Here is a 24,980-nt window from a genome sequence, read left to right as displayed (position 1 = left end):
TGAAAAATTTGGCTTATGATCGCAAGCCGATGTCTGCCATCAAACTTTTGACGCTCGACAAATTAAACCATTGCGTACTTTTGGAATCCTAAGACAAAGACGATTTGCGATGAAAAAAATAGTACTTACCTTATCGATTGCGTTTGCGTTGGCCTGTTGTTCGAACGACGATGGCAGCACTACTCCTGAAGCCATGTATTTTCCTGCGGTTTCAGGCGATTCATGGGAAACCAAAACGCCGGCCGAACTCGGATGGAACGAATCCCAAATACAGTCGCTGCTCGACTTTCTGCAACTCAAGCATTCCAAAAGCTTTATGATCCTCGTCAACGGTAAGATCGTCATGGAACACTATTTCAACGGACATACATCGGCTTCGCCCTGGTATTGGGCAAGCGCAGGGAAAACGTTGACTTCTACTGCCGTTGGAATCGCGCAGCAACAAGGCCTTCTTGATATAAACGATCCTGTTTCGGATTATTTGGGACAAGGCTGGACGGATCTCACACCAACCCAAGAAAGCCAAATCACCATAAAACATTTACTCACGATGACTTCGGGTCTGGACGATGCAGCCAACGGCGATTGCACTGATCCTGAATGTCTGGTTTACCTTGCCCCGGCTGGCACGCGTTGGGCTTACGACAATGTGTATGTGATCCTTCAGCAAGTGGTCGCTTCGGCATCGGGACAAACGTGGGACGCGTATTTTGATGCCAATATCAAGAACAAAATCGGCATGACGGGGCTTTGGTCGCAAATGGACGAACTTTCGGTTTATTTCTCGACCACGAGAAGTATGGCGCGCTTCGGACTTTTGGCGCTCAATGACGGCAAATGGCAAAATGAGCAGGTTATTCCGCAATCCTATCTGAATGCAGCCACTCACCCGTCGCAAAACATCAACAAATCGTACGGTTATCTTTGGTGGATTAACGGCGAATCAAGTTATCATCTTCCGCAAAGCCAACTTGAATTCCCGGGAAGCGTCATTCCAAGCGGACCAACCGATATGTTTATGGCACTGGGCAAAAACGACCAAAAAATCTATGTGATCCCGAGCAGGAAAATGGTCGTCGTACGCATGGGCGACGCAGCCGACGAAAGCAATTGGGCGCTTTCGGGCTTTGACGAAGACTTATGGGTTAAAATAAATGCGGTAATCGAATAAAGCTTTACTTTTGCCGCGTGAAAAAGGAAAATACCTCTGTTGACCAAGCGTTGAAGCACGGTCGAAATACTGTCAATTTGCCCGTGATCGGCATTCTTTTTGTCGGATTTCTAGTATTCATTGTTTGTACTACACAATTGGAAAATAAAGGACTTGCTGCAGGTATAGGACTTCCCGTCGTGTTCATAACCCCTTTGGTGTATTGGTCGATCGCCGCAACGCGTTGGCGCATCTGGGCGTTCACGAATGTTCGAAATGTCCATGAACTCGAACATCGTGCGGTCAAAGCCAAAATTATCGGCAGAAGAGACAGCTGGACTGAGAAGTTGGAAATCCGTTCGGCCGAACAGAAAGCCCAATGGCAACGTTTGCTCGACAAATTCAATGTGCCCGATGAATTCCACGACGACAAAGGAGTTCCTTTCGAAACCGTCATTTATTTCTCGAAAGGGCAAAAGATTTTCCAGATATTGATGGGCGTCTTATTTATTGCCATGGGAATCTTTTTGGCGATTCCTGCAAAAAAGGATATTTTCGGATGGATTTCGATCGCCTTCGGTATTTTCTTTGCAGGTAAAGCGCTTCGCGATTATTTCAACAACGATCCGCAGCTCGTGCTCAACGAAAAAGGACTCAAAAAGAAAAAGGGCGAATTTACGGGCTGGCAACACATTTCGGGAGAAGATGTGATCATGAAGCGACGCGGCAAACACATGCAGCAATTGTTAGTGTTTCGGACACAAGGCATCTACCACGAAATTCAGGTTTTCGAACTTGATAAAAAAGGTTCGGAACTGGAGAAGCTACTTAGGATTTATCGAGGACGATTCGAAGAAAACCAAAAAGCGCCATCGACCGAAACGGACACGTATCGATTCTGATCAGCGTTTGCGGTTTTTGAAGTACTTCCAGAAAGCCAAAGCGAACAGAACGAATCCCAATGCCGCGAACGCATAATCGGCGACGTCGATCTTATTGGCGAACAGTTTGGAAAACACGAAGCATCCGACAGCCAATACATAAAGCGTTATCGGGGAAATACCTTTCGATCCCGAAGATTTTCTTGATCTGATTGTTTTAGCCATTGCGACGAATGTATTGATAAATGGCGGCTACGCAAACCAACACCGACAATCCCAACAGGATGTAATAAGCGGTCGTGAACTCTTTTATCGAATTCGCGGCCGCAAAAATGATTACGCCTCCCAAAAAGGTAGACAAACCCGGTGGTAAATTGCTGCGTCTCCTACGTCCCATTTATTTGAAGAATGAATCGACGAACTCGTATTTGTTGAATACCTGAAGGTCTTCTATGCCTTCGCCTACTCCGATATATTTCACCGGAATCTGGAATTGGTCCGAAATACCGATGACGACGCCGCCTTTGGCCGTTCCGTCGAGTTTGGTCACGGCAAGAGCCGAAACTTCTGTGGCGGCGGTGAATTGCTTGGCTTGTTCGAACGCATTCTGGCCCGTCGATCCGTCGAGGACCAAAAGTACATCGTGAGGTGCGTCCGCTACGACTTTTTGCATCACGCGCTTGACTTTGGTAAGCTCGTTCATCAAATTGATCTTGTTGTGAAGGCGACCTGCCGTATCGATGATCACGACATCGGCGTTTTGGGAAACCGCAGATTGCAACGTATCGAAAGCTACGGAAGCCGGATCGGAACCCATTTGCTGTTTCACGATCGGTACGCCAACGCGATCTGCCCAAATTTGCAATTGGTCGATTGCCGCGGCGCGGAACGTATCGGCGGCTCCGAGCACGACTTTATAACCCGCTTTCTTGAATTGGTTCGCGAGTTTGCCGATCGTGGTCGTCTTTCCGACACCGTTTACGCCAACGACCATGATCACGTATGGCTTTTTGTTAGCGGGAATCGTGAATTCGGAACCTTCACCCGAGTTGGTTTCAGACAGCAACGCTCCGATTTCCTCGCGCAATATCTTATTGAGTTCTTCCGTGCCCAGGTATTTGTCTTCGGAAACACGTTTTTCGATGCGCTCGATGATTTTGAGCGTGGTTTCTACGCCAACGTCCGAAGATACGAGGACTTCCTCCAGATTGTCGAGGACTTCGTCGTCTACTTTGGATTTACCGGCAACGGCTTTGGTGAGTTTAGAGAAGAAAGAGGTTTTGGTTTGCTCGAGGCCTTTGTCGAGGGTTTCTTTTTTCTCGCTTGAAAAAATTCTTTTAAAGAAGGACATTCTATACTTCGTTATTCGTTGTTCGTTATTTGTTGTTCAACATTCAATAAACTTCAAAAATTCGAATAACGAACAGATGATTAACGAATAACGAATGTTGAATCTGGGCTCGCGCCCTAGCCCGGATGGAAGCGGATAGCCTTTTGACGGAAACGGCTTGGTTTTGCTCGCGTGCCAAAGCGACCGCAGGAAGCTCTTGGCAGGCGTTTCAAAACCCGGCGTTTTCAAGAAAGCTAGTAGCGGACAGCCGGAATAGCTGCAAATATAGAAAACTTGCCTCTTAAACTTCAACCATTAAGAAGTTAAGAAGAGTTAAGCGTAAAAAAAAAGCCACTTCGGTCGAAGCAGCTTTTCTCTTGTACAGTGTACAACTTATTTCTTTTTCAAAAACTCGTCTACAAGTTCTGGAGCCATGATAGACTCTACGAATGTGTAGGCGCCTGTTTTTGGAGATTTCACCATCTTGATGGCTTTAGACAATCTCTTTGACTGGGTTTGCAAGGTTGCAACGGTCTTCTTTGCCATGACTTAAAACTTATTTAATTTCTTTGTGAACGGTTACCCTTTTCAAAACTGGGTTGAATTTCTTGATCTCCAAACGGTCTGGAGTATTCTTTTTGTTTTTAGTAGTGATGTAACGCGAAGTTCCTGGAAGACCAGTTCCTTTGTGCTCTGTACACTCTAAAATCACCTGGATTCTGTTGCCTTTCTTTGCCATTTTGCTCTATAGTAGTTTTCGGGAAAAGATTACTTTATGAATCCGTTCGCCTTTGCTTGTTTCAAAACAGCGGCAATCCCGTTCTTGTTAATTGTTTTGATAGTAGAGGCAGCTACGCGGAGCGTGATCCATCTGTCTTCTTCAGCAAGATAAAAACGCTTTTTCACGAGGTTAACCGAAAACTTCCTCTTGGTCTTGTTCATAGCGTGGGAAACGTTGTTTCCAACCATCGCTTTCTTACCTGTAAGGTCACAAACTCTTGACATTATTGCTTCTCTTTAGTCGTTATTCAAAATCAGGGTGCAAAGAAAGTAAAAAAAAGCGTTTGCGCAAAACATTTGTTACACATTTTTTAAAATTTCTTTTTGAAGCATTTCGAGCGATTTATTTACGGCCCTATCTATCACTTTTTCACGCGGCTGGCCGAAATTGAAGCGCTCTGCGATAATTTCGTTCGGTGTGGCGATCGCTATGAAAACCACTCCGATTTCTTCTGGCGTATCGTCCGAAGTCGGGCCGGCATTTCCCGTAACACCGATTCCGTAATCGGTTTTGAGGATTTTGCGCACGTTGTCCGCCATTTCGCTTGCGACTTCCGCACTCACGACTGAATGTTGCGCAATCGTTTGCTCGGACACTCCTAAATTATTGATTTTAACATCTTTCGAATAACTAACGATACTGCCTTTATAGTATTTGGAAGAACCTGGAATCGAAGTGATGATTTGGGCGATTTTGCCTCCGGTACAACTTTCGGCCGTAGCAACCGTAAGCCCTTTTTGGGCGAGTTGACCGCCGAGTACCGCTTCGATGGTTTTGTCTTCTTCGAACCCGACGATCACGTCTCCTATTATTTTGGATATGACCTCGATTTTTTCAGACAAAGCCGTTTCGAGCACTTGCTTGTCTTTTCCTCTGGCCGAAAGACGCAATCGCACGCGCCCCGGAGACGGTAAATACGCAAGTTTGATGAAGTCGGGAAGACTATTTTCCCAGTCGGCTATCTTATCGGCGAGCAGGCTTTCGCCCATGCCATACGTCATGATGGTTTTATGGATGATGTAAGGACGTTCGAAATCATGGACTATTTTAGGAATCACGACCGTATCGATCAATCCTTTCATTTCATATGGCACGCCGGGCATCGAGATAAAAACGGTACCTCCTTTTTGCAGCCACATTCCCGGAGCCGTACCGAACTCGTTGTGCAAAACCGTAGCCTTAGACGGCACCAATGCCTGATCGATGTTGGTCTGCAGCAAAGGCGCCTTGGTTCCCGTGAATTTATGGAACAGGTTTTCTACGTGAGCCAGCACATTGGAGTCGCTTACAAGCTCATCGTCGAAATATTCGGCAAGTGTCTTTTTGGTGATGTCGTCTTTTGTTGGGCCTAATCCGCCGGTGATCAAAACGAAATCGGTATTGTCCTGAAGTTTGGAAAAGGTGTCGAGGATATGGTTGCGGTCGTCCGAAATGGAAATCATCTCATGGACGTCGATCCCGATCCTGTCGAACGCCTTGGCTATGTATTGCGAATTGGTGTCGAGCACCTGGCCGATGAGGATTTCATCGCCTATGGTGACGATTGTTGCAGTCATGGTTTAAAGTTTAAGGTTTAAAGTTAACGCGAATCGGCCAAACTTTAAACCTTAAACAATTTAAACTATAAGTTAAAATCTTTCCTGATTTCCTTAACCGCTTTTTCTACCTGATCCTCAACACTATCGAAAGTATCGTTGATTTCTTTGCGCTTTCCTTCGCGTTTTGTCCAGGCTTCGATCTCGAGGATTTCCTCGAACGCCTGCGTCATACCCAAAAGGTCGAGCGTGGGTTTGATTTTATGCGCATAGCTATAGGCGAGCTTGTGGTCTTTTGTCTTGATGCCAAGTTTGATTTGCATCACATCCTGTGGCACTTCGGTAACGAACAACGTGATGATTTGCGTCACGAAGTCGTCGTCGTTGTCCGATAGCGCATGGACTTTGGCTAAATTGTAATGTAGGGCCATTATTTGATTTGTATTCGGAATAGTTTTTTATCTTCTATGAATCCTTCGAGCACGTCGCCCGTAGAAACTTTTGCCACGCCTTCGGGCGTTCCCGTAAAAATGATGTCTCCTGTACGTAATGTGAAGTATTGGGAAACGTAGGAAATTATCTCATCAATCTTCCACAACATGCTTGCAGAATCACCCTTTTGTACGGTTTTTCCGTTGTTCGTGAGTTCAAAGGTAATCGATTCATGCGAACTAAAAATTTTTTTCGACAAGAAGTCGCCAATCACCGCTGAACCGTCAAAAGCCTTTGCTTTTTCCCACGGCAACCCCTTTTCTTTAAGGCGTTGCTGCACATCCCGAGCCGTAAAATCGATCCCCAACCCTATTTCGTCGTAATACTTGTGCGCAAACTTCGCATCGATGTACTTCCCGACTTTGTTGATCTTGACCAAAAGCTCGACTTCGTGATGGACATCTTGCGAAAATTCGGGGATCACGAATGGGAATTGCTTTGGCAAAACGGCCGTATCGGGTTTCAGGAAAATGACGGGTTCGTCGGGACGCTCGTTTTGGAGTTCGGCGATGTGGGAGGCGTAGTTGCGGCCAATGCAGATGATTTTCATGATTCTAAAGTGCGAGATGCTGAAGTGCTGATGTGCTGACGTTTTTTCGGTCAAATCAGAATTTGTTGTTCAATTTGCGCAGCTTGATTGCGGTAAGGACTTTCTTGGTATATAGCGGAAAATCGGCATTCTGTATCCAACCGAAATAACCCGGCTCGCTATCGAAAACAGATTCGACCAAAGCGCCTTTGTGCTTTCCGAACGTAAAGATTTCACGGCCTTTATCGTCGAGCGCGATGAATCCGGCAAAATCGACCGATTTTTTACGCGTCGTGAATTCCGACAAGGTTTTCATGTCGTTTTCCAAATCGGGATAACGGTCGAGTTGAGCCTTGAGGATTTCATAAGTCGCGGTCGTGTCGGCTTCGGCGGAATGCGCGTTTTCGAGCGCCTTTCCGCAGTAAAACTTCAAAGCGGCACTTAATGTACGCTCTTCCTTTTTGTGAAAAATCGTCTGTACGTCAACAGAAACGCGGCTTTTCATATCGAAGTCGTATTCGGCACGCAACAGTTCCTCGGCAAGCAACGGGATGTCGAAACGATCGGAATTGTATCCCGCAAGATCGCTGTCCTTGATCATATTATAAACCTGTGGAGCGAGTTCCTTAAACGTCGGCTCATTGGCTACTTTTTCATCGGAAATACCGTGAACGGCAGTAGATGACGCCGGAATCGGAATCGTCGGATTCACGAGCCACGTCTTGCTTTCGCGGTTACCGTTCGGGAATACTTTGAGGATGGAAATCTCTACGATTCGGTCTTTGCAAATATCGATTCCCGTGGTTTCCAAGTCGAAGAAACAAATGGGACGCGTGAGTTTTAGTTCCATAAAATTTTGTTGGGAAGGCAAAGATAGGGGTTTTCTCAAGCTGCCGATGCCACAATTTTCACAAATGCGCGTACAAAATCATATTGATCCATCCGTTTCGAATTACAAGAAATCGAAGTAAGTCGATACCCGTAATCCCTTATATTCGTATATGGAACTTTCTTTCGCGCCATTTTTAGCGCTCTTCGGAATGTTGTCGTTCGCCCCGATCCTAATGCTTTTCATAGATGGCTGGCGCTCAAAAGACAAAGACAATTCATGGAAAAACGTAGGCGCTTTCGTGATCCTTACCGGTTCGGCTATTGTATTGCTCAAGTTTTTCGGTCTGGTTTTCGTGTTTTTCGTGCCTTTGGTAATTTTAGGGATCGGATGCATCAAATCCGTCACCAAAAAAAGCCGAAACGACCCTTGATTCATTCACATAAAAAAAACCTCGGTACTTGCCGAGGTTTTTTATTATTCCAAACGGATCAGAAATCGCGATCCACGTCGAAAGCTTCCATGTAATCGGCAACTCGTTTGACGAAGCTTCCGCCAAGTGCACCATCGACAACCCTGTGGTCATAACTGTGCGACAAGAACATCTTCTTGCGGATTCCGATAAAGTCACCTTCCGGCGTTTCGATTACGGCTGGCACTTTACGGATGGCGCCAAGAGCCAAAATCCCGACTTGCGGCTGGTTGATGATCGGCGTACCGAAAACAGATCCGAACGTACCCACATTGGTCACCGTATATGTCCCGCCTTGCGTATCGTCCGGTTTCAATTTACCGGCTTTGGCGCGGTTACCCAAATCGTTTACGGCTTTTGCCATTCCGATAAGGTTCAACTGGTCGGCATTCTTGATTACGGGAACGATAAGGTTTCCGTTAGGCAATGCGGCCGCCATCCCGAGGTTGATGGCTTTTTTCTTGATGATGTAATCGCCATCGACAGCAATGTTCATCAACGGGAAATCCTTGAGCGCCCTGGCTACTATCTCCATGAATATAGGCGTGAAAGTCAACTTCTCGCCTTCTCTTTTCTCGAATTTGTCTTTGTTTTTCTCTCTCCAGTCCCAAATGTTGGTCACGTCTACCTCGATGAACGATTGTACGTGGGCCGAAGTCTGTACCGACTCGACCATATATTTGGAGATGAGTTTGCGCATGCGGTCCATTTCGACGATCTCGTCCTGTCCGTTTACCGAAACCGGGACTTTGGCAGGTTCGGCTTGTGCGGCAGGTTTAGGCGCCTCCTGAACCGGAGCGACTTGCTGTACCGGCTGTGATTGCACTGGCTGCGCTTGAGGTGTGGATTGTACCGGCTCAGAAACAGCAGGTGCGGCTTGTTGAGGCGCGTTTTTGCGATATTCTACATAAGCCAGAATATCGTTCTTCGTCACACGACCTTCGGCACCGGTTCCTGAAATGCTCTCCAATTCCGACATCGAGATGCCTTCCTGAAGCGCAATATTTTTCACCAATGGCGAATAGAATCGGTCGGAATTATGGTATTCTTCTTTGGTCGGCGGCGTACCTGAGGAAACCGGAGCAGCCGTGAACTGGCGCGCGGTTTCTACCGTTTTCTCTATTTCAACTGCTGCGGCTGCCACTTGAGGCGTCGGTTGTTCAATTGAAGCCGGAGCGCTTGGCGCATCCACCACGACTCCACCCTCTACCTCGATGATAGCTACGGTTTGACCGACTTTTACCACATCGTCCTTTTGGAACAACTGTTCAACCAAAGTTCCCGAAACTTCGCTCGGCACTTCGCTGTCGACTTTATCGGTGGCTATTTCGAGCACGGCCTCGTCGGCGCTGATGTGATCTCCGGGTTGTTTGAGCCAGTTGGTGATCGTCGCTTCCGCAACGCTTTCTCCCATTTTCGGGAGTTTCAGTTCGTATCTTGCCATATTGATAAGCTGAACGCTAGAATTTAAAATCTGCTTGCGAAATTACCGATTTATATCCGATTACAATAACAATACAATAATTTTTAGACAAAGTGCAATCGTTTTCGTTGAACGGCTTCAGAATGTTAGCACTTCACCTCTGTCGTTGCTGGAATCGCTGCCGATGGCGGCACTGCTAATCAAAATCCTAAACGTGTTCCCGTTCGCGGAAAGTGATTGCATTTCCTGTATGATTTCACCGAACGGCATCGCTTCGGAATCAAGCCAGTATTGCGTTCGTGCTGTCGACGAATTTACTTTTTTTTCATTGACGTGTCGATTGCCATCGAGGTTTTTTCCTAACAATTTGGAAGCTTTTTCAAACAGCGGCCCATTGGTCGGAAGAACCCCATAATGGTTCGGCTTGGGAATTTCGACCTTTGCATCTTCGCGTTTTTTGAGCGAAAACAAAAACGCACCGAATTTCATGAATAGATCGAAAACCGGTGACACGCGGAAGTGTTTGCGATAGAAAAAATTCATCGCTTCGCGGAAACGCTTCATGTACAATCCGTCTTTTATCGTGCTTTCGCCTTTGAAATGAATGACGGTGGTCTCGCCGAAATAAAAGTTTTTTTTGCCCGATTTCAGGACCGTGTACGAAAGGTCGATGTCGTCGGAATACATAAAACAATCCTCGTCGAAACCGCCAACGGACAAGTAGGTGTCGCGTTTCATCACCATAAACGCACCGACGAGGATTTCGACTTCGCCGGTTTGGCTTTCCTCGAGATGCGATGCATAGTATTTTCCAAAAACCGATGGCAAAACCTTGTACAAACCTGTAACTTTTCCAAACGCGGTGAATGGTTTCGGGATGCCGCGCTTGCTTTCGGGCAGGAATTTTCCGGTGCCGTCGATCAATTTGCAGCCGACAATCCCGAGTTTTGGCTGCAAATTCGCGAAAGCCAGAATCTTCTTGAACGTATCTTCGGCCACGACCGTATCGGGATTCAAAATGCAGATATATTCGCCTTTTGCTTGTGCCACACCTATATTATTGCCTTTGGGAAAACCCGAATTTTCCTTGTTCTCGATGAGCTTGACATTAGGAAAAAGCGCTTTCACCATTGCACACGAATCGTCTGCAGAATTATTATCCACGACTATGATTTCTGTGTCGATATTCGCCACCGACTTCTGCACACTTTCGAGACAGAGTTGTAAAAACCAACGCACATTATAGTTGAGGATGACGACGGAAAGCTGCATGACGCAAATATAAGCAAAGTGACGAAGCACTAAATGACACACTTCGGCACTCCACAAAAAAAAGCGCCCCGAAACCGGGACGCTCTCTCACTAAACACTCACAATCAATCATTAACCTACATCAATCAATCTTTTCGCTTTTGGGAGTGCTTCTTCTTTTTTCGGAAGGCTGATTTTGAGGATCCCACCCTCGTACGAAGCCTTTATATCGTCGTCGTTCACTGTTTCGGGCAACGTAAACGATCTTTTGAAAGACGAAAACGAGAACTCTCGACGCGTGTATTTGCCTTCCTCGGCAGTAGTTTCATTTTTGATTTCGGACGAAATGGTCAACAGGCCGTTGTCTACTTCTATATTGAAGTCTTCTTTTGTTTTTCCGGGAGCCGACAACTCTACTTCGAAAGCATTATCGGTTTCGCGGATGTTTACCGGCGGGACGGCCGGCGTGTTGAAATTCAATTGGCGTCCGCCGAAATCGGGACGGAACAATTCATCTAATACAGATGGAAAAAAATGTCCGTGGTTTTTCTTCACTAGGTTCATGATTCTATGTTTTTAATGGTTATAAAAATGTTTCTCGCATCCGTATAGTCAAGTTCTGTACCCATTCAATTTTAGATGTCAAAATGTCGCAATTACTGCCTTTTTGACAATTTTAACATTTAAAGCAACTTTTATACACTTAAAAAAAGTTGATATGAATTACGAATTTTAACGATTTTGGCAGATTTCATGTAACCGAATTTATTCCCAACGTTTTACCTTAGACCTAACAGGTTTTGAAAACCTGTTAGGTCTAAAACCAAAAACCCACACCATCGGCCAAAATCCAGATTCATCTTACTTCGATATCACAAATTTCCACAATCATCTCCTCGCGTTCGCGCAATTAACGGCTTAATACTACCTTTGCCGCATGAATTACCTTTCAGTAGAAAACATCTCGAAGCATTACGGCGAGCGAACGTTGTTCGAAAACCTTTCGTTCGGCATCAATAAAGACCAGAAAATCGCGTTCATCGCCAAGAACGGAACAGGAAAAACAACCATCATGAACATTTTGACCGGCGTCGACGAACCCGATTCGGGCCAGGTCGTGATGCGCAAGGAAATCAAGATGGCATTCTTGTCTCAAGTCCCTAATTTGCAGGACGAACTCACCATAGAAGAATCGATTTTCGCTTCGGACAACGAAATCCTGAAAGTCATCGAACAATACGAGAAAGCACTCGAAAACCCGGAAGATGCCGAAGCCTACCAAAAAGCGTTCGACAATATGGACCGGCATAACGCTTGGGATTTCGAGACGCAGTTCAAGCAAATCCTTTTCAAATTGAAGCTCGAGGATTTGAAGCTCAAAGTCAAGAATTTGTCGGGCGGACAAAAGAAACGTCTCGCGCTTGCGATCATTTTAATCAGCAAACCCGATTTGTTGATCCTCGACGAACCGACGAACCACCTCGATCTCGAAATGATCGAATGGCTCGAGAACTATTTCGCCAAAGAGAACATGACGTTGTTCATGGTCACGCACGACCGCTTTTTTCTGGAGCGCGTGTGCAACGAGATCATCGAACTCGAAAACGGCAAATTATATCAGTACAAAGGCAATTATTCGTATTACCTCGAAAAGAAGGAAATGCGCATAGCTTCCGAAAACGCGAGTATCGACAAAGCACAGAACCTGTTCGTAAAGGAATTGGATTGGATGCGACGCCAACCCAAAGCACGCACCACCAAATCAAAGTCGCGCCAGGACGATTTTTACGTCATCCAGGAAAAAGCCAGAAGCCGACGCCGTGAACAGCAAGTCGAACTCGAAATCAACATGGAACGTTTGGGTTCGAAAGTGATCGAAATGCACAAGGTTTCGAAAAAGTTCGGAGACAAGACGATTTTGGACGGATTCGATTACGACTTCCAACGTGGCGAGCGCATCGGCATCATCGGCAAAAACGGCACGGGAAAATCCACATTCCTAAACATCGCCACGGGCGCGATTCCACCAGATTCGGGCAAAGTCGTGATCGGCGACACCATAAAACTCGGCTACTATACCCAAAGTGGCATCAATCCTAAAGTCGGACAGAAAGTGATCGACGTCATCAAGGAATTCGGCGAATATATCCCGCTTGCGAAAGGGCGCACGATTTCGGCAGGCCAATTGCTCGAACGTTTTTTGTTCGACAGGAAAAAACAACACGATTTCGTCGAAAAACTGTCGGGAGGCGAATTGAAACGCTTGTACCTGTGTACGGTTTTGATCCAGAACCCGAACTTTTTGATTCTCGACGAACCGACGAACGACCTCGATATCGTCACACTCAACGTACTTGAAAACTTCCTTATCGATTATCCGGGCTGTCTCGTCGTCGTTTCGCACGACCGCTATTTTATGGACAAGATCGTCGACCACCTTTTCATTTTCCGCGGACAAGGCAAAATCGAGGATTTCCCGGGCAATTATTCCGATTTCAGGATTTACGAAGACAGCGCCGAACCCACAAAAGACGATACGCCAAAGGAAAAGGCTAACTGGAAACAAAACAAGGCCTCGACCGGATTGTCGTTCAACGAGCAGAAGGAATTTTCTAAAATTGAGAAGGAAATCAAAGATCTGGAATGGCGCAAAAAAGAAATCGAGCAATTGTTTTCTGACGGAAAAGTGGCCGATGCCGACATTTCCGCTAAAGCCGACGAGCTTCAGAAAATCATATCGGAACTTGAAAATAAGGAAGAGCGCTGGTTCGAACTGAGTGCCAAATCGGAACAGTGATGTGGACGCAGGTCAAATCATATCTGCGATTCTTGTCCAAATCGACCAATGAGCACGGCGTGCATTCGCCTTTTGTGTTCGACCTGGTCACGAAATGTTTTTACGACCGATCCGATTATCCGGAATACACAACTCTTGGAAACTATCGCAAATCGCTTCTGCAAAACCACAAAACGATCTCTGTTACCGATTTCGGAGCGGGTTCTCGCGTTTTCAAATCGAATGAACGCAAGGTTTCGGACATTGCGAAAAATGCCGGGATTTCCGCAAAGAGAGCCGAATTGCTGTTTCGCATCTCGCGCTATTTCAAACCCGAAACCATTTTGGAAATCGGAACTTCGCTGGGTTTGGCCACGTCGGCTTTGGCTTTGGGCAATTCTTCGGCAAAAGTGATTTCGCTTGAAGGCTGTGCCAATACGGCATCGGAAGCAAAACGGCAACTTGAGAAATCGGGAATTTCGAATGCAGAAATTACGGTCGATGAATTCGAATCTGGATTGAATCGACTTTCCGACAAAAAATTCGACTTGATTTACTTCGACGGCAATCATCAAAAAGATGCGACTTTGCGTTATTTCGAAACGCTGCTTAAGACCGCTTCGAACGATTCGGTGTGGATTTTCGACGACATCCATTGGTCTGAAGGCATGACCGAAGCCTGGGAAATCATAAAAAAACACCCCAAAGTCACGGTTGCGATCGACACGTTCCAATGGGGTTTTGTGTTTTTCAGGAAGGAACAGGAAAAAGAAGATTTCGTGATCCGCGCCTGATTATTTCTTGAGCAGTTTGGTCCTATAGGATTTTCCATCGGATTCGATTTCGAGGAAATACAGACCGCCAGAAAGCTGTGCCAAGTCGATTTGATTTTGAACCGGACTGCCTTGAATGACAACGCGGCCGCTTGCGTCAATCAGCCTGAACTTTTCTACATTTCCGTCAAATGCGATCGAGACGGTCCGATCGACAGGATTCGGCCATACCGAAAAGTTGCGCGGATTTTCACCTATCCCAAGCGAGCAATCCGCACTTGTAAACACCAAAGGCGTATAGTAATTTTGATAGCCCCAATTCCCGGAATATCCGAAATCGTAAAGTTGACCTTGTGAATTTGAGGCAAAAGTACACACGTAACTGTTACCGACACTGGTCCAGTTTGTAGCCGTACCGACTTGGCCGGGCACGTTTGTCCAGGTTAAACTGCCGTTGCCTAAAGCACCCGCCATTCCGATTCCCCACGTATAAAGCGCGCCATTGGTTTTGATCGCGGCCGATACTTGGCCAGCAGTCGAAACCGAACTCCAGTCGTTATCGGATCCGATTTGGGTAGGAACCAATACGGTTTGGGCCATTTGGCCGAGACCAAGCGCACCATGGCCGGAGTAACCCCAACTCCAAAGCGTGCCATCTGTTTTGATAGCCAACGCCATGCGTTCGTATCCGCAAAACTGCGCCCATGCGCCATCGCCTATTTCGACGGGTTCGGCCACATAAACTTCATCGGGTTCGACGCCCGGCGATGCATAACCTTGCCCTAATTGGGCTGCGGAATTCCTACCCCAACCCCAAAGTGTGCCGTCCGATTTGAGCGCGAGTACAAAATACACACATGTCTTGACGCTGACCCAATCGGTGTCGGTTCCGATTTGCACAGCAGACGATGTGGTCTGGTCGCCGCTTCCCAATCCGAGTTTTTCGTATTGGTCGCTTCCCCACGCCCATAACGAACCGTCTTGCTTCACGGCGAATGATGCGGAACCGTCGGTACTTACAGACGCGACATCGGTGATCTGGGTAACGATTTGAGGTGAAGTGACGGGAGTCGTGCTACTCGATCCGTTACCGAAAGTGTTGGCATTGATGCCCCATGCCCAAAGACTTCCGTCTGACTTGATCGCCAAAGATGTTTTGGGACTTGAGGAGAATGAAGCCCAATCGGCATCGGCAGAAATTACGACCGGCGCATTGATCTGGCCGATGGCACTCCCTAACGATCCGTCGTTGTTCGTGCCGTAACCCCAAAGCGAACCGTCGCTTTTTTGTATCAGAACCGAATTGTTGAGCGAGGAAATCTGATCCCAACACTGACTTTGGGCCATAAACGGAACGCCCACCAAAAGAAGTAGAATTTTTTTCATAGCGTATTTTTTACGCCAATTTAAAAAATATCGTACTAAGAATCAAGTATTTGAAAATCAATTCGTACGCAAGGCATGCATCAACTCTTTCTTTGTCATTTTGGACCTGCCTTTGATCCCGACCTTTTTGGCCTCGGCGTAAACTTGTTCTTTGGTCTGGTTTTCATAGGCTTTGGCTTTACCGCCCCTATGTTCGGCACCTTTACTGTTGGCGATACGCGCCGATTTCTGTTTGCTATAGCCTTTATCGCGCAAGGCTTCGTATTGGTCCTTGTCTTTTATTTGCGGACCTGGGTCTTTTCCGGGCATAATTTCAGGTTTTGGATTCACCGAAAGTTACGTGTATCCATCTCCAAAAATATTACCTCGTTTGTACAATAATTTGTACTATTTAAGCTTGGTGATCCCGATATTGAAGATTTTGGCATCTAATGTCGCACCCGCATTATTGAGGACATATTTGAGTTCGATGATGTCGTTTTGCGCTGCCGATATACTCAATGAGCCGCTTGTTCCCCACTCGTCGGTGGATTCGAGATTGGCCGTACCTCTTGACAAATAGCCAACGATATTAGAGTTCTGGTACACCGCGATGACGTATTTCCTCACACCAGTCGGCATGTTGGATACCGAAAAACTGGCCGTGATCATATACACGCCGTTTTCGGCCACTTTGATCTTACCTGCACCCGTCACCGTATAAATTGCGTTGTCAATCGTCATCGCATCTGTCGAGGCCAGCGGAAAATTCGCATAGGTATTGTTGGCCGTAGCGACGACATTATTGCCCGAACTGAAGGTCTTGTTGAGCACGATCGACGCATTCGAAGTTTCGAAAAAGTTCTTCCATCCGTTCGAAGTCCTCACAAACATCGCGTTATACGTCGTATTGTACACCATCGACCCGTTAAGCGGAGACGCAATCGCAACCATTTGGGCGTTGGTCATACGCGGCGGCACGAACGTCTTGTCTGTACTTTCCAGTTGAAGTATCGCACTCGAACTTGGCGTAGTCGTACCGATTCCTACCTGAGCCGACATCCATCCCGAAGTCAATAGCAAAAACATTAAAAATCCTTTCATATCAGTTGAGTTTCGTAATACAGATGGTTTGGAAAACATTCGCGAGCGTAGTGGTGTTCGAGATAAAATATCGGAAATACAATTGGTCACCGGCCTGAAGATAGTACATCAGCGTTCCTGTCATACCCCAATAATCGGAAGACGACATTTCGAGTTTGGACTTGGCGAGATAACTGACTAATGCCCCATTTCGATACACAGCCAAATGATATCGGCGGCTGCCAGCAGGCATGTTCGACGTGGAAAGACAAGCCGACATCAGATACACCCCGGAACGATTTACGGTAATCGCTCCAGGCCCGTCTACAGTAAAATAGGCAGAACTCGTAGAAAGTATATTTGCGGATGAAACATTTATCGGATAAGACGACGTGGTCGACGTGGAAAGCGTTCCGCCGCTCTTGGTCAAAATGATTGTCGGATTGGAATTGATGTCGAACCCCGACCAACCGACATCGCTGCGAAAATACGGAAGGTTTTCGGAATTGTTGAAAATCATCGATCCTACCGGCGGATTTGTGACAGTCGTCATTTGGGAATCAGTCATACGCGGTAAAACGAAAGCGGAATTCGTGCTTTCCAACTGTAAAAGCGCACTCGCATCTACGTTTGCCGTACCGATTCCGACCTGCGCGAACGCACCTACCGAAAAAAGGACACACAAAAAGATAATCCTTACAAACTGAGGCATTTTCTTGTTTTTAGAGGCTTCAAATGTACGAAAAGTAGCACCTTCTAACGGACGGCGTCGGTTCGACAAAATGTTAATTGAGGAAACCCGCAATCGATTATTCTTAAAATGAGAGAATATGGAATTAAAATCTGAAAATCATCGCAATACGGCATTTAATTGGCTGTTTCCACATTCGAATCAGGTCGTTTGGCGAATGCTGTTGAATAATTTTTTCACGGCATAAAAAAAGCGGCGACCTTTCGGCCACCGCTTTTCCTGAATTAATAATCAACGTATTTTATTCGGCTTTGTCTTTAGCCTGGGCGTTTTCTTCTCCTTTAGACGTGATGCGCTCCCATTTGAACTTAGGCGCGAACTTGATTTTCAGCTCGGCGATCTTGCGGTTGTCTTTTGCATCAAGACCTTCTTTTTCGACCGTGTTCTTACGTGCGTCGAGTGCTTCGTACAACAACTTGATCTCATCGAGGTCTTCACGGCTGTAACTGTTTTGGTTTTTGTCGAATTCATTATAGAAATCGTTGTACACTTTTAGGATGTTGTCTTTGTTGACCCACGCGAAACTCATGTCTTCTCCGACTACACCTTCCCCGAACAACGCGTTTCGGATTTCTGTTTTACGATCTGGCGTTGCGGCTGCGGCCTCGGCCTGCACTTTGGCTTTCAACTCTTCATATTTGGCTTTGCTTTCATCCAGTTTCTTTTGCGCCGCTTCTTTGTCTTTCATATCGGCTAGTGCAGCTTCGGCTTCCATGGTACGCTGTTGGTATGAGGCTTCAATTTCGGCCCAGTTCGCCTTGGCGTCCGCGGCAGCGATGTTACCGATGGAATCAACGTAAACCACATATGTATCGACTGTTTTTTCTGCTCTTTCCTCGTTTTCGTTCTTACAAGAAGTGAAGGCCAACGCGATCGCGGCCGCTCCTAAAATTAAATTGACTTTTTTCATGACTATTGGTTTTGATTTATAATTGTTATCAGATATACGAACAAAATTAGATTTATTTTCAATTTTTAACCTAATTAATTAAGAATAGTTTAGTAAAATCGAAATTTTAGACTTTATAATACAACGAATTATGGAAATCGTGTAACACATATTCAACTATCGGAAGTACCTTATTAAGGTTTAATTTTCTACTTTTAGGCCACAAACCTATCTCATGGCCGATTCACTGATCCAGATTAAAGACATCAAAAGGAATTTCGCACTCGGAAACGAAACCGTTTACGTGCTCAAAGGCATAGATCTCGACATCAAAAAAGGGGAATACGTGGCGCTTATGGGGCCGTCGGGTTCAGGCAAATCAACACTGATGAACCTTTTGGGGTGTTTGGATACGCCGACTTCAGGCACGTATATCCTTAACGGAAAAGACGTAAGCAAGATGCACGACGACGAACTAGCCGACATCAGAAACAAGGAAATCGGATTCGTGTTCCAGACGTTCAACCTTTTGCCGAGAACTACCGCTTTGGACAATGTCGCCTTACCGATGATTTACGCCGGTTATTCCAAATCGGAGCGACGCGAAAGAGCCACCGAAGTACTGACACAAGTCAATCTTTCCGACCGTATGGATCACCAACCGAACCAACTTTCGGGCGGGCAGAGACAACGTGTCGCCATTGCGCGGGCACTCGTCAACAAACCATCGATCATCCTCGCCGATGAGCCGACGGGAAACCTCGACAGTAAAACCTCGATCGAAATCATGAACCTATTCGGCGAAATCCACAAAAACGGAAATACGGTGATTCTCGTGACGCACGAAGAAGACATTGCGGCTTATGCGCATCGCGTGATCCGTTTGCGCGACGGCCTTATAGAGAGCGACACTTCGGGAATCAACGCTCCGAAACCGCTTCAACACACTTAATACAACCACATGAAAGTTTATACCAAAACCGGAGACAAAGGAACGACGGCCCTTTTCGGAGGAACACGCGTGCCCAAAGACCATATCAGGATCGAAAGCTACGGCACGGTCGATGAACTCAATTCTTATATCGGATTGATACGCGATCAAGAAATCAATCCGCATTACAAAGAAATATTGATCCGTACACAGGACAGGTTGTTTACGGCCGGAGCGATTTTAGCCACACCGCCGGAAAAGGAAGTGCTCAAGAACGGAAAACTGCGACTCGATATTCCACGTATAACCGAAGACGACATCCAGCTTCTCGAAAACGAGATCGACGCCATGGAATCGGAATTGCCGCCCATGACACATTTCGTGCTTCCAGGTGGGCATACGACGGTGTCATATTGTCATATCGCGCGTTGCGTTTGCCGACGTGCAGAACGCCTTTCGGTCGCTTTGTCACATAACGAACCCATAGACGAGCTCGTTTTGAAATACCTGAACCGACTTTCTGACTACCTTTTCGTCTTGGCAAGGAAGTTGTCTGCCGATTTGCACGCCGATGAAGTGAAATGGATTCCGGGCAACTAAAACGATTGGATCCGATTGCTTTTTTGGTTCAAAAAATCAGCACAATCATTTGATTATCAAAAGATTGAATTAACGTTCTTGACTTTTTTCAAAATAAATTCATTTTTACTTGACTTTTTCAGTATAAAATTTATTTTTGCATAAATTTAAATCGACAGACGATGTATTGGACACTAGAACTGGCGTCATACTTAAGCGATGCGCCATGGCCTGCAACCAAAGACGAACTTATTGATTATGCCATTCGTGCGGGTGCACCGCTAGAAGTTGTAGAGAATCTTCAGTCTATTGAGGACGAAGGTGAGATTTACGAATCGATGGAGGAAATCTGGCCTGATTATCCGACCGATGAGGATTATCTCTGGAACGAAGACGAATACTAAACAAAAATAAAACTATCATAAAAAGTCTCATCTGAGGCTTTTTTTTTGCTTAAATTTGCACACTTTTTATAACAGATTCATACTAGATTAACATGAGTTTCATCAACAGTATCATTAAGGTTTTCATAGGCGACAAATCCGAAAAGGACATCAAGGCCTTACAAGGAAACGTGAATAAAATAAAGGGTTTCGAATCGGAACTCCAAGCCCTTTCTCACGATGAGCTGCGTGAGCGCACGGTGAAATTCAAGGCGAAGATCAAAGACGCGAGAGCCGAAAAGGACGCCAAGATCGCCGAACTGAAACTCGAGGCCGAAACTACAGAAGATGTCGACAAGAAAGAAGACATCTACCAAGCCATCGACACTCTTGAAAAAGAAGCGTATGAAATCTCTGAAAAAGTACTCAACGAAATCCTTCCCGAAGCGTTTGCAGTCGTAAAAGAAACGGCTCGTCGCTTTAAAGAAAACACACAAATCCGCGTAAAAGCGACGCCGAAAGACCGCGAGCTTTCTGCCGAAAAAACCTATATCGAACTAGAAGGAGACGATGCGGTCTGGGCAAATTCGTGGAGCGCCGCCGGAAAACCAATTACGTGGGACATGATCCACTACGACGTACAGCTTATCGGCGGTATGGTTTTGCACCAAGGAAAGATTTCCGAAATGCAGACAGGGGAAGGTAAAACCCTCGTGGCTACGCTTCCGCTCTATCTGAACGCTCTTACCGGAAACGGTGTACACCTTGTAACCGTGAACGACTATCTCGCCAAACGTGACAGCACGTGGAAAGCGCCTTTGTTCGAGTTCCACGGATTGACCGTTGATTGTATCGACAACCACCAACCGAACTCTGAAGGCCGTCGCAAAGCTTACGAAGCCGACATCACTTACGGAACCAACAACGAATTCGGTTTCGACTATCTGCGCGACAACATGGCGCACTCTCCATCGGATCTGGTTCAGCGCAAGCACAACTTCGCGATCGTCGATGAGGTCGACTCGGTTTTGATCGACGACGCGAGAACGCCGCTTATCATTTCAGGTCCGGTTCCTCAAGGCGACCGCCACGAATTCAACGAACTCAAGCCTTTGATCGAGAAATTGGTAGGCGAGCAACGTCAATTGGCCAACGGATTCCTTGCGAACGCGAAGAAGTTGATTTCGGAAGGAAATACCAAAGACGGAGGTTTCAACTTGCTTCGTGCGCACCGTGCGCTTCCGAAGAACAAGGCGTTGATCAAATTCCTTTCGGAAGAAGGCGTCAAGCAAATCCTGCAGAAGACCGAAAACACGTACATGGCCGACAACAACCGCGACATGCACAAGGTTGACGAGGCATTGTATTTCGTGATCGAGGAAAAAAACAACCAGGTCGAGCTTTCCGATAACGGTATCAAATACCTTTCGAAAGATACCGACGACAGTTTCTTCGTTTTACCAGATATCGGAACCGAAATCGCACGCATCGAAAAACTAGGTCTTGACAAAGATGCCGAGGCTGAAGAAAAAGAGCGCTTGTTCCAGGATTTCTCTGTAAAAAGCGAGCGCATCCACACATTGACCCAACTTTTGAAAGCGTACGCCTTGTTCGAAAAGGACGTGGAATACGTGATCATGGACAATAAAATCCTTATCGTAGACGAGCAAACCGGCCGTATCATGGACGGACGTCGTTACTCCGACGGTTTGCACCAAGCGATCGAGGCAAAAGAAAACGTAAAAATCGAAGCGGCGACACAAACGTTCGCGACGATTACGCTGCAGAATTACTTCCGTATGTACAACAAATTGGCGGGAATGACAGGAACAGCGGTTACAGAAGCGGGCGAATTCTGGGAAATCTACAAGCTTGACGTGGTCGAAATCCCGACCAACAGAGGAATTGCACGTAAAGACCACCAGGATTTGATCTACCGTTCGGTTCGCGAAAAATTCAACGCGGTAATCGAAGACGTTGCAAAATTGTCTGCAGAAGGCCGTCCGGTGCTTATCGGTACGACTTCGGTAGAGATTTCGGAATTGTTGAGTCGTATGCTTAAAATGAGAAACGTGCAGCACAACGTCTTGAACGCGAAATTGCACAAACAAGAAGCACAAATCGTAGAGGAAGCCGGTAAAGCCGGAGTCGTGACGATCGCAACAAACATGGCAGGTCGTGGAACGGATATCAAGCTTACTCCCGAAGTGAAAGCCGCCGGAGGTTTGGCCATCATCGGTACCGAAAGACACGATTCGCGTCGCGTCGACCGCCAGCTCAGAGGTCGTTCGGGACGTCAGGGAGATCCGGGAAGTTCACAGTTTTACGTGTCTTTGGAAGACAACCTGATGCGTTTGTTCGGATCGGAAAGAGTCGCCAAAATCATGGACAGGATGGGCTTGAAAGAAGGCGAAGTCATCCAACATTCGATGATGACGAAATCCATCGAAAGAGCGCAGAAGAAAGTCGAGGAAAACAACTTCGGAATCCGTAAGAGATTGCTCGAATACGACGACGTGATGAACGCACAACGCGAAGTCGTTTACAAGAGAAGAAAACACGCTTTGCACGGAGAACGCCTCAAACTCGACATCGCCAACATGATGTACGACACGGCCGAACTCATCGCCACGCAAAACAAACAAACCAAAGATTTCAAGAATTTCGAATTCGAACTCATCCGTTATTTCTCGATCACTTCGCCGGTGACGGAATCGGAATTCGAAAGACTTTCGGAAATGGAACTCGCCGGAAAAGTCTACAAATCGGCTTTGGCGTATTATACGGAAAAGACCGACCGTAGCGCACGAGAGGCGTTTCCAATCATCAAGAACGTATTCGAACAGCCCAACAACCAGTTCGAGCGCATCGTGGTGCCGTTTACCGATGGCGTGAAATCGCTCAATGTCGTAACCGATTTGAAGAAAGCCTACGAAACCGAAGGCCGCGCACTTATCGCCGATTTCGAGAAAAACATCACGCTCGCGATCGTGGACGAGGCTTGGAAAAAGCACTTGCGCAAGATGGACGAATTGAAACAATCGGTGCAGTTGGCGGTACACGAACAGAAAGATCCGCTTCTTATCTACAAATTCGAGGCATTCAACTTGTTCAGCACGATGATCAACAACGTGAATAAAGAAGTGATTTCGTTCTTGTTCAAAGGCGATTTGCCGCAACAGCAGCAAGCTCCGCAAATCCAGGAAGCACGTGAATTGCCGCGTCAGCCCGAGAATTACACCACTTCTAAGGAAGATGTGATGAACACGGACGAAATGGCTCAGGAAGCGCGCGAAGCCGGACAGACACAACAACGCCACGTGACCGAAACCATCGTTCGTGAAATGCCGAAAATCAACCGCAACGACAACGTGACGATCAAGCACGTGATGAGCGGAAAGACCGAAACGATGAAATTCAAGAAAGCCGAAAGCATGATCAATTCGGGCGAATGGGTCATCGTGAACGAATAATGGATTACAAGTAATCGACAATCCCCGACAGCTTTCGTTTTCGGGGATTTTTTTTGCCGCTTGCCCGATTATATTTCTACATTTACCGAAAATCGACATCATGAAACTGAAATTCATCCTTCCGATACTATTGATCGCCTTGAGCGGCATCGCACAGACAGCCGAAACTTTGAATACAAGGGCGCAAGAGCTTTTCGCGGCTACAAACAAACAAGACATGGCCAAAGTCATGGACTTCACCTACAATAAAGTTTTTGAAGGCACAGGCATCGACCGGGCACAACTTGCCGAAGCGATGAAGCAAGCTTTTGACAACGAAATCATGTCCATCCAAATTACGAATCCGCTTCCCGTACAATACAAGGCCGATCCGATAAAAACGATCGAAGGCAAGAAGTTCAGCGTGATCCGCTATCGGAACTCGATGAAAGTGAACCTCAAGCAACAGTTCGAGAAACCAATGGTCGACGGCATGATAGACGGTATGAAAAAAGCCAGCAATTACGAAAGTGTCGTTTATGATGAAAAAACGAACAGCATTTCGATCGCGGGAGACGCGGTGATGATTGCCGTAGCAGACGAATCGACCAAAAACCAATGGCAATTCGTCAATTACGACAACAAGGAAATGTTCAATTTGGTATTCAACGAGAACATCAAAAAAGAACTCGGACTCTAAATTAAAGTACTTCGTGATGTCGATCGCATTTTTGAAAAAAGCCTTATCCGCTCTAGTGTTTTTTGTAGGAACGATGTGTTTTGCGCAAGATCCTGCCGTGCTCAAATCGGTTTCCGAGCTTTACGATTCGAACTACAATATGGATTTCGAGCCCATTGCCGAACTTACGTACCCAAAAGTGGTCGAACAACTTGGCGGAAAGCAGAAATTCCTCGAAAAGCTCGACAGCGACTACCAGAACGAAAAATTCCGCAAACGCCTCCAATTGACGGCACCGGTGTTTCAGGTGAACCAGCCAAAAACGATAGAAGGAAGGCAATTTTGTGTGGTTTCTTATCGGAATCCGACGCGTTATTTTTACGAAAACAAAATGGATGCTGCCGAGATGAACAAGGAAGTCGAACAATGGAAACGCATCGCCTCTACCAAAGAAGTTTTTGGTGAACCCAACCGCAACAGCATCAACGTCAAGCGGATTTCGAAATTCGTGGCGGTTTCCGATTCATCAACGGGTGGCCAATGGAAATTCTTCAACCTTGACGATTTGCAGCAACTGGAGATTTTCAATGAACTGTTCGCTGCCGAAAAAACACAACTCGGTTTATAAATTTGAATCACTTTTGTT

At 46.3% G+C, this 24,980-nt stretch carries 29 protein-coding genes; 11 read left to right on the top strand and 18 right to left on the bottom strand.

What is annotated here, in order from left to right; genetic code table 11:
- Positions 1-109 precede the first annotated feature (109 nt).
- Positions 110-1,171 (top strand): serine hydrolase domain-containing protein, encoded by a 1,062-nt coding sequence (locus tag HZF10_RS09430; RefSeq protein WP_176005944.1) that lies wholly within the window; start codon positions 110-112, stop codon positions 1,169-1,171.
- Between the two features lie 17 nt (positions 1,172-1,188).
- Entirely contained in the window at positions 1,189-2,052 is an 864-nt protein-coding gene (locus HZF10_RS09425; protein ID WP_176005943.1) for a hypothetical protein, read from the top strand.
- Here the strand turns inward: HZF10_RS09425 and HZF10_RS09420 are convergent, their stop codons facing one another.
- The 10 genes from HZF10_RS09420 to HZF10_RS09375 form a co-directional block, all read right to left on the bottom strand.
- On the bottom strand, positions 2,053-2,256 hold the full coding sequence (locus tag HZF10_RS09420; RefSeq protein WP_176005942.1) for a hypothetical protein: 204 nt from the start codon (positions 2,254-2,256) through the stop codon (positions 2,053-2,055). It lies immediately after the preceding gene.
- The gene (locus HZF10_RS09415) at positions 2,249-2,428 is read right to left on the bottom strand and encodes a hypothetical protein (protein WP_176005941.1); all 180 of its coding nucleotides are present in this window, start codon (positions 2,426-2,428) and stop codon (positions 2,249-2,251) included. Before HZF10_RS09415 ends, HZF10_RS09420 begins: the two co-directional genes overlap by 8 nt.
- Positions 2,429-3,382 (bottom strand): signal recognition particle-docking protein FtsY, encoded by a 954-nt coding sequence (ftsY, locus tag HZF10_RS09410; protein ID WP_176005940.1) that lies wholly within the window; start codon positions 3,380-3,382, stop codon positions 2,429-2,431.
- Positions 3,383-3,754: 372 nt separating this feature from the next.
- Positions 3,755-3,907, bottom strand: coding sequence for a DUF4295 domain-containing protein (locus HZF10_RS09405; RefSeq protein ID WP_169528377.1), 153 nt, complete (start codon positions 3,905-3,907; stop codon positions 3,755-3,757).
- A 10-nt stretch (positions 3,908-3,917) separates the two neighbouring features.
- Positions 3,918-4,100 carry a 50S ribosomal protein L33 gene (rpmG, locus tag HZF10_RS09400; RefSeq protein WP_176005939.1) on the bottom strand — a complete coding sequence of 61 codons (183 nt, stop codon included), beginning with the start codon at positions 4,098-4,100 and terminating at the stop codon, positions 3,918-3,920.
- 29 nt (positions 4,101-4,129) lie between these two features.
- Positions 4,130-4,366, bottom strand: coding sequence for a 50S ribosomal protein L28 (gene rpmB, locus HZF10_RS09395; protein WP_176005938.1), 237 nt, complete (start codon positions 4,364-4,366; stop codon positions 4,130-4,132).
- 75 nt (positions 4,367-4,441) lie between these two features.
- Positions 4,442-5,698, bottom strand: a complete 1,257-nt coding sequence (locus tag HZF10_RS09390; RefSeq protein ID WP_176005937.1) for a CinA family nicotinamide mononucleotide deamidase-related protein — start codon at positions 5,696-5,698, stop codon at positions 4,442-4,444.
- 65 nt (positions 5,699-5,763) lie between these two features.
- Positions 5,764-6,108 (bottom strand): Hpt domain-containing protein, encoded by a 345-nt coding sequence (locus HZF10_RS09385; RefSeq protein ID WP_176005936.1) that lies wholly within the window; start codon positions 6,106-6,108, stop codon positions 5,764-5,766.
- A complete protein-coding gene (locus tag HZF10_RS09380; RefSeq protein ID WP_176005935.1) occupies positions 6,108-6,719 on the bottom strand; it encodes a fumarylacetoacetate hydrolase family protein in 612 nt (203 codons plus the stop codon). Before HZF10_RS09380 ends, HZF10_RS09385 begins: the two co-directional genes overlap by 1 nt.
- A gap of 55 nt (positions 6,720-6,774) precedes the next feature.
- Complete coding sequence (locus HZF10_RS09375; RefSeq protein WP_176005934.1) at positions 6,775-7,548, bottom strand: 3'-5' exonuclease; 774 nt, start codon at positions 7,546-7,548, stop codon at positions 6,775-6,777.
- Positions 7,549-7,699: 151 nt separating this feature from the next.
- Here HZF10_RS09375 and HZF10_RS09370 point away from each other — a divergent pair, with 151 nt between their 5' ends.
- Complete coding sequence (locus HZF10_RS09370) at positions 7,700-7,960, top strand: hypothetical protein (RefSeq protein ID WP_176005933.1); 261 nt, start codon at positions 7,700-7,702, stop codon at positions 7,958-7,960.
- A 58-nt stretch (positions 7,961-8,018) separates the two neighbouring features.
- On the opposite strand, the gene HZF10_RS09365 is transcribed toward HZF10_RS09370, so the two are convergent.
- From HZF10_RS09365 to HZF10_RS09355, 3 genes are all read right to left on the bottom strand, one after another.
- Entirely contained in the window at positions 8,019-9,443 is a 1,425-nt protein-coding gene (locus tag HZF10_RS09365) for a dihydrolipoamide acetyltransferase family protein (protein WP_176005932.1), read from the bottom strand.
- A gap of 117 nt (positions 9,444-9,560) precedes the next feature.
- Positions 9,561-10,694, bottom strand: coding sequence for a glycosyltransferase family 2 protein (locus HZF10_RS09360; protein WP_176005931.1), 1,134 nt, complete (start codon positions 10,692-10,694; stop codon positions 9,561-9,563).
- A gap of 111 nt (positions 10,695-10,805) precedes the next feature.
- The gene (locus HZF10_RS09355; protein ID WP_176005930.1) at positions 10,806-11,237 is read right to left on the bottom strand and encodes an Hsp20/alpha crystallin family protein; all 432 of its coding nucleotides are present in this window, start codon (positions 11,235-11,237) and stop codon (positions 10,806-10,808) included.
- A 373-nt stretch (positions 11,238-11,610) separates the two neighbouring features.
- On the opposite strand from HZF10_RS09355, the gene HZF10_RS09350 reads away from it, so the two are divergent.
- On the top strand, positions 11,611-13,470 hold the full coding sequence (locus HZF10_RS09350) for an ABC-F family ATP-binding cassette domain-containing protein (RefSeq protein WP_176005929.1): 1,860 nt from the start codon (positions 11,611-11,613) through the stop codon (positions 13,468-13,470).
- Entirely contained in the window at positions 13,470-14,243 is a 774-nt protein-coding gene (locus HZF10_RS09345) for an O-methyltransferase (RefSeq protein WP_176005928.1), read from the top strand. The genes HZF10_RS09350 and HZF10_RS09345 overlap by 1 nt, the downstream gene beginning before the upstream one ends.
- On the opposite strand, the gene HZF10_RS09340 is transcribed toward HZF10_RS09345, so the two are convergent.
- From HZF10_RS09340 to HZF10_RS09320, 5 genes are all read right to left on the bottom strand, one after another.
- Positions 14,244-15,608: a T9SS type A sorting domain-containing protein gene (locus tag HZF10_RS09340; protein ID WP_176005927.1), complete on the bottom strand. Its 1,365-nt coding sequence runs from the start codon at positions 15,606-15,608 to the stop codon at positions 14,244-14,246. It abuts the gene before it with no gap.
- Between the two features lie 57 nt (positions 15,609-15,665).
- A complete protein-coding gene (locus tag HZF10_RS09335; RefSeq protein ID WP_176005926.1) occupies positions 15,666-15,917 on the bottom strand; it encodes a DUF7218 family protein in 252 nt (83 codons plus the stop codon).
- Positions 15,918-15,995: 78 nt separating this feature from the next.
- Positions 15,996-16,691 (bottom strand): phage tail-like protein, encoded by a 696-nt coding sequence (locus HZF10_RS09330; protein WP_176005925.1) that lies wholly within the window; start codon positions 16,689-16,691, stop codon positions 15,996-15,998.
- A gap of 1 nt (position 16,692) precedes the next feature.
- Positions 16,693-17,382 carry a phage tail-like protein gene (locus tag HZF10_RS09325; RefSeq protein WP_176005924.1) on the bottom strand — a complete coding sequence of 230 codons (690 nt, stop codon included), beginning with the start codon at positions 17,380-17,382 and terminating at the stop codon, positions 16,693-16,695.
- Positions 17,383-17,662: 280 nt separating this feature from the next.
- Complete coding sequence (locus HZF10_RS09320; RefSeq protein WP_176005923.1) at positions 17,663-18,331, bottom strand: hypothetical protein; 669 nt, start codon at positions 18,329-18,331, stop codon at positions 17,663-17,665.
- Positions 18,332-18,545: 214 nt separating this feature from the next.
- On the opposite strand from HZF10_RS09320, the gene HZF10_RS09315 reads away from it, so the two are divergent.
- From HZF10_RS09315 to HZF10_RS09290, 6 genes are all read left to right on the top strand, one after another.
- Positions 18,546-19,262 carry an ABC transporter ATP-binding protein gene (locus HZF10_RS09315; protein ID WP_306454592.1) on the top strand — a complete coding sequence of 239 codons (717 nt, stop codon included), beginning with the start codon at positions 18,546-18,548 and terminating at the stop codon, positions 19,260-19,262.
- Positions 19,263-19,271: 9 nt separating this feature from the next.
- The gene (locus HZF10_RS09310; protein WP_176005922.1) at positions 19,272-19,841 is read left to right on the top strand and encodes a cob(I)yrinic acid a,c-diamide adenosyltransferase; all 570 of its coding nucleotides are present in this window, start codon (positions 19,272-19,274) and stop codon (positions 19,839-19,841) included.
- Positions 19,842-20,002: 161 nt separating this feature from the next.
- On the top strand, positions 20,003-20,224 hold the full coding sequence (locus HZF10_RS09305) for a DUF2795 domain-containing protein (protein ID WP_022828503.1): 222 nt from the start codon (positions 20,003-20,005) through the stop codon (positions 20,222-20,224).
- 92 nt (positions 20,225-20,316) lie between these two features.
- Entirely contained in the window at positions 20,317-23,676 is a 3,360-nt protein-coding gene (gene secA, locus HZF10_RS09300; RefSeq protein ID WP_176005921.1) for a preprotein translocase subunit SecA, read from the top strand.
- 100 nt (positions 23,677-23,776) lie between these two features.
- Positions 23,777-24,355, top strand: a complete 579-nt coding sequence (locus tag HZF10_RS09295) for a hypothetical protein (protein ID WP_176005920.1) — start codon at positions 23,777-23,779, stop codon at positions 24,353-24,355.
- A gap of 16 nt (positions 24,356-24,371) precedes the next feature.
- Positions 24,372-24,962 (top strand): hypothetical protein, encoded by a 591-nt coding sequence (locus tag HZF10_RS09290; RefSeq protein ID WP_176005919.1) that lies wholly within the window; start codon positions 24,372-24,374, stop codon positions 24,960-24,962.
- Positions 24,963-24,980 lie beyond the last annotated feature (18 nt).

Origin of the sequence: Flavobacterium agri (assembly GCF_013401995.1) — a bacterium.
Taxonomy (GTDB): domain Bacteria; phylum Bacteroidota; class Bacteroidia; order Flavobacteriales; family Flavobacteriaceae; genus Flavobacterium; species Flavobacterium agri.
Note: the sequence above shows the minus strand (reverse complement) of the source record. Positions and strands in the feature narration are given on the sequence as shown.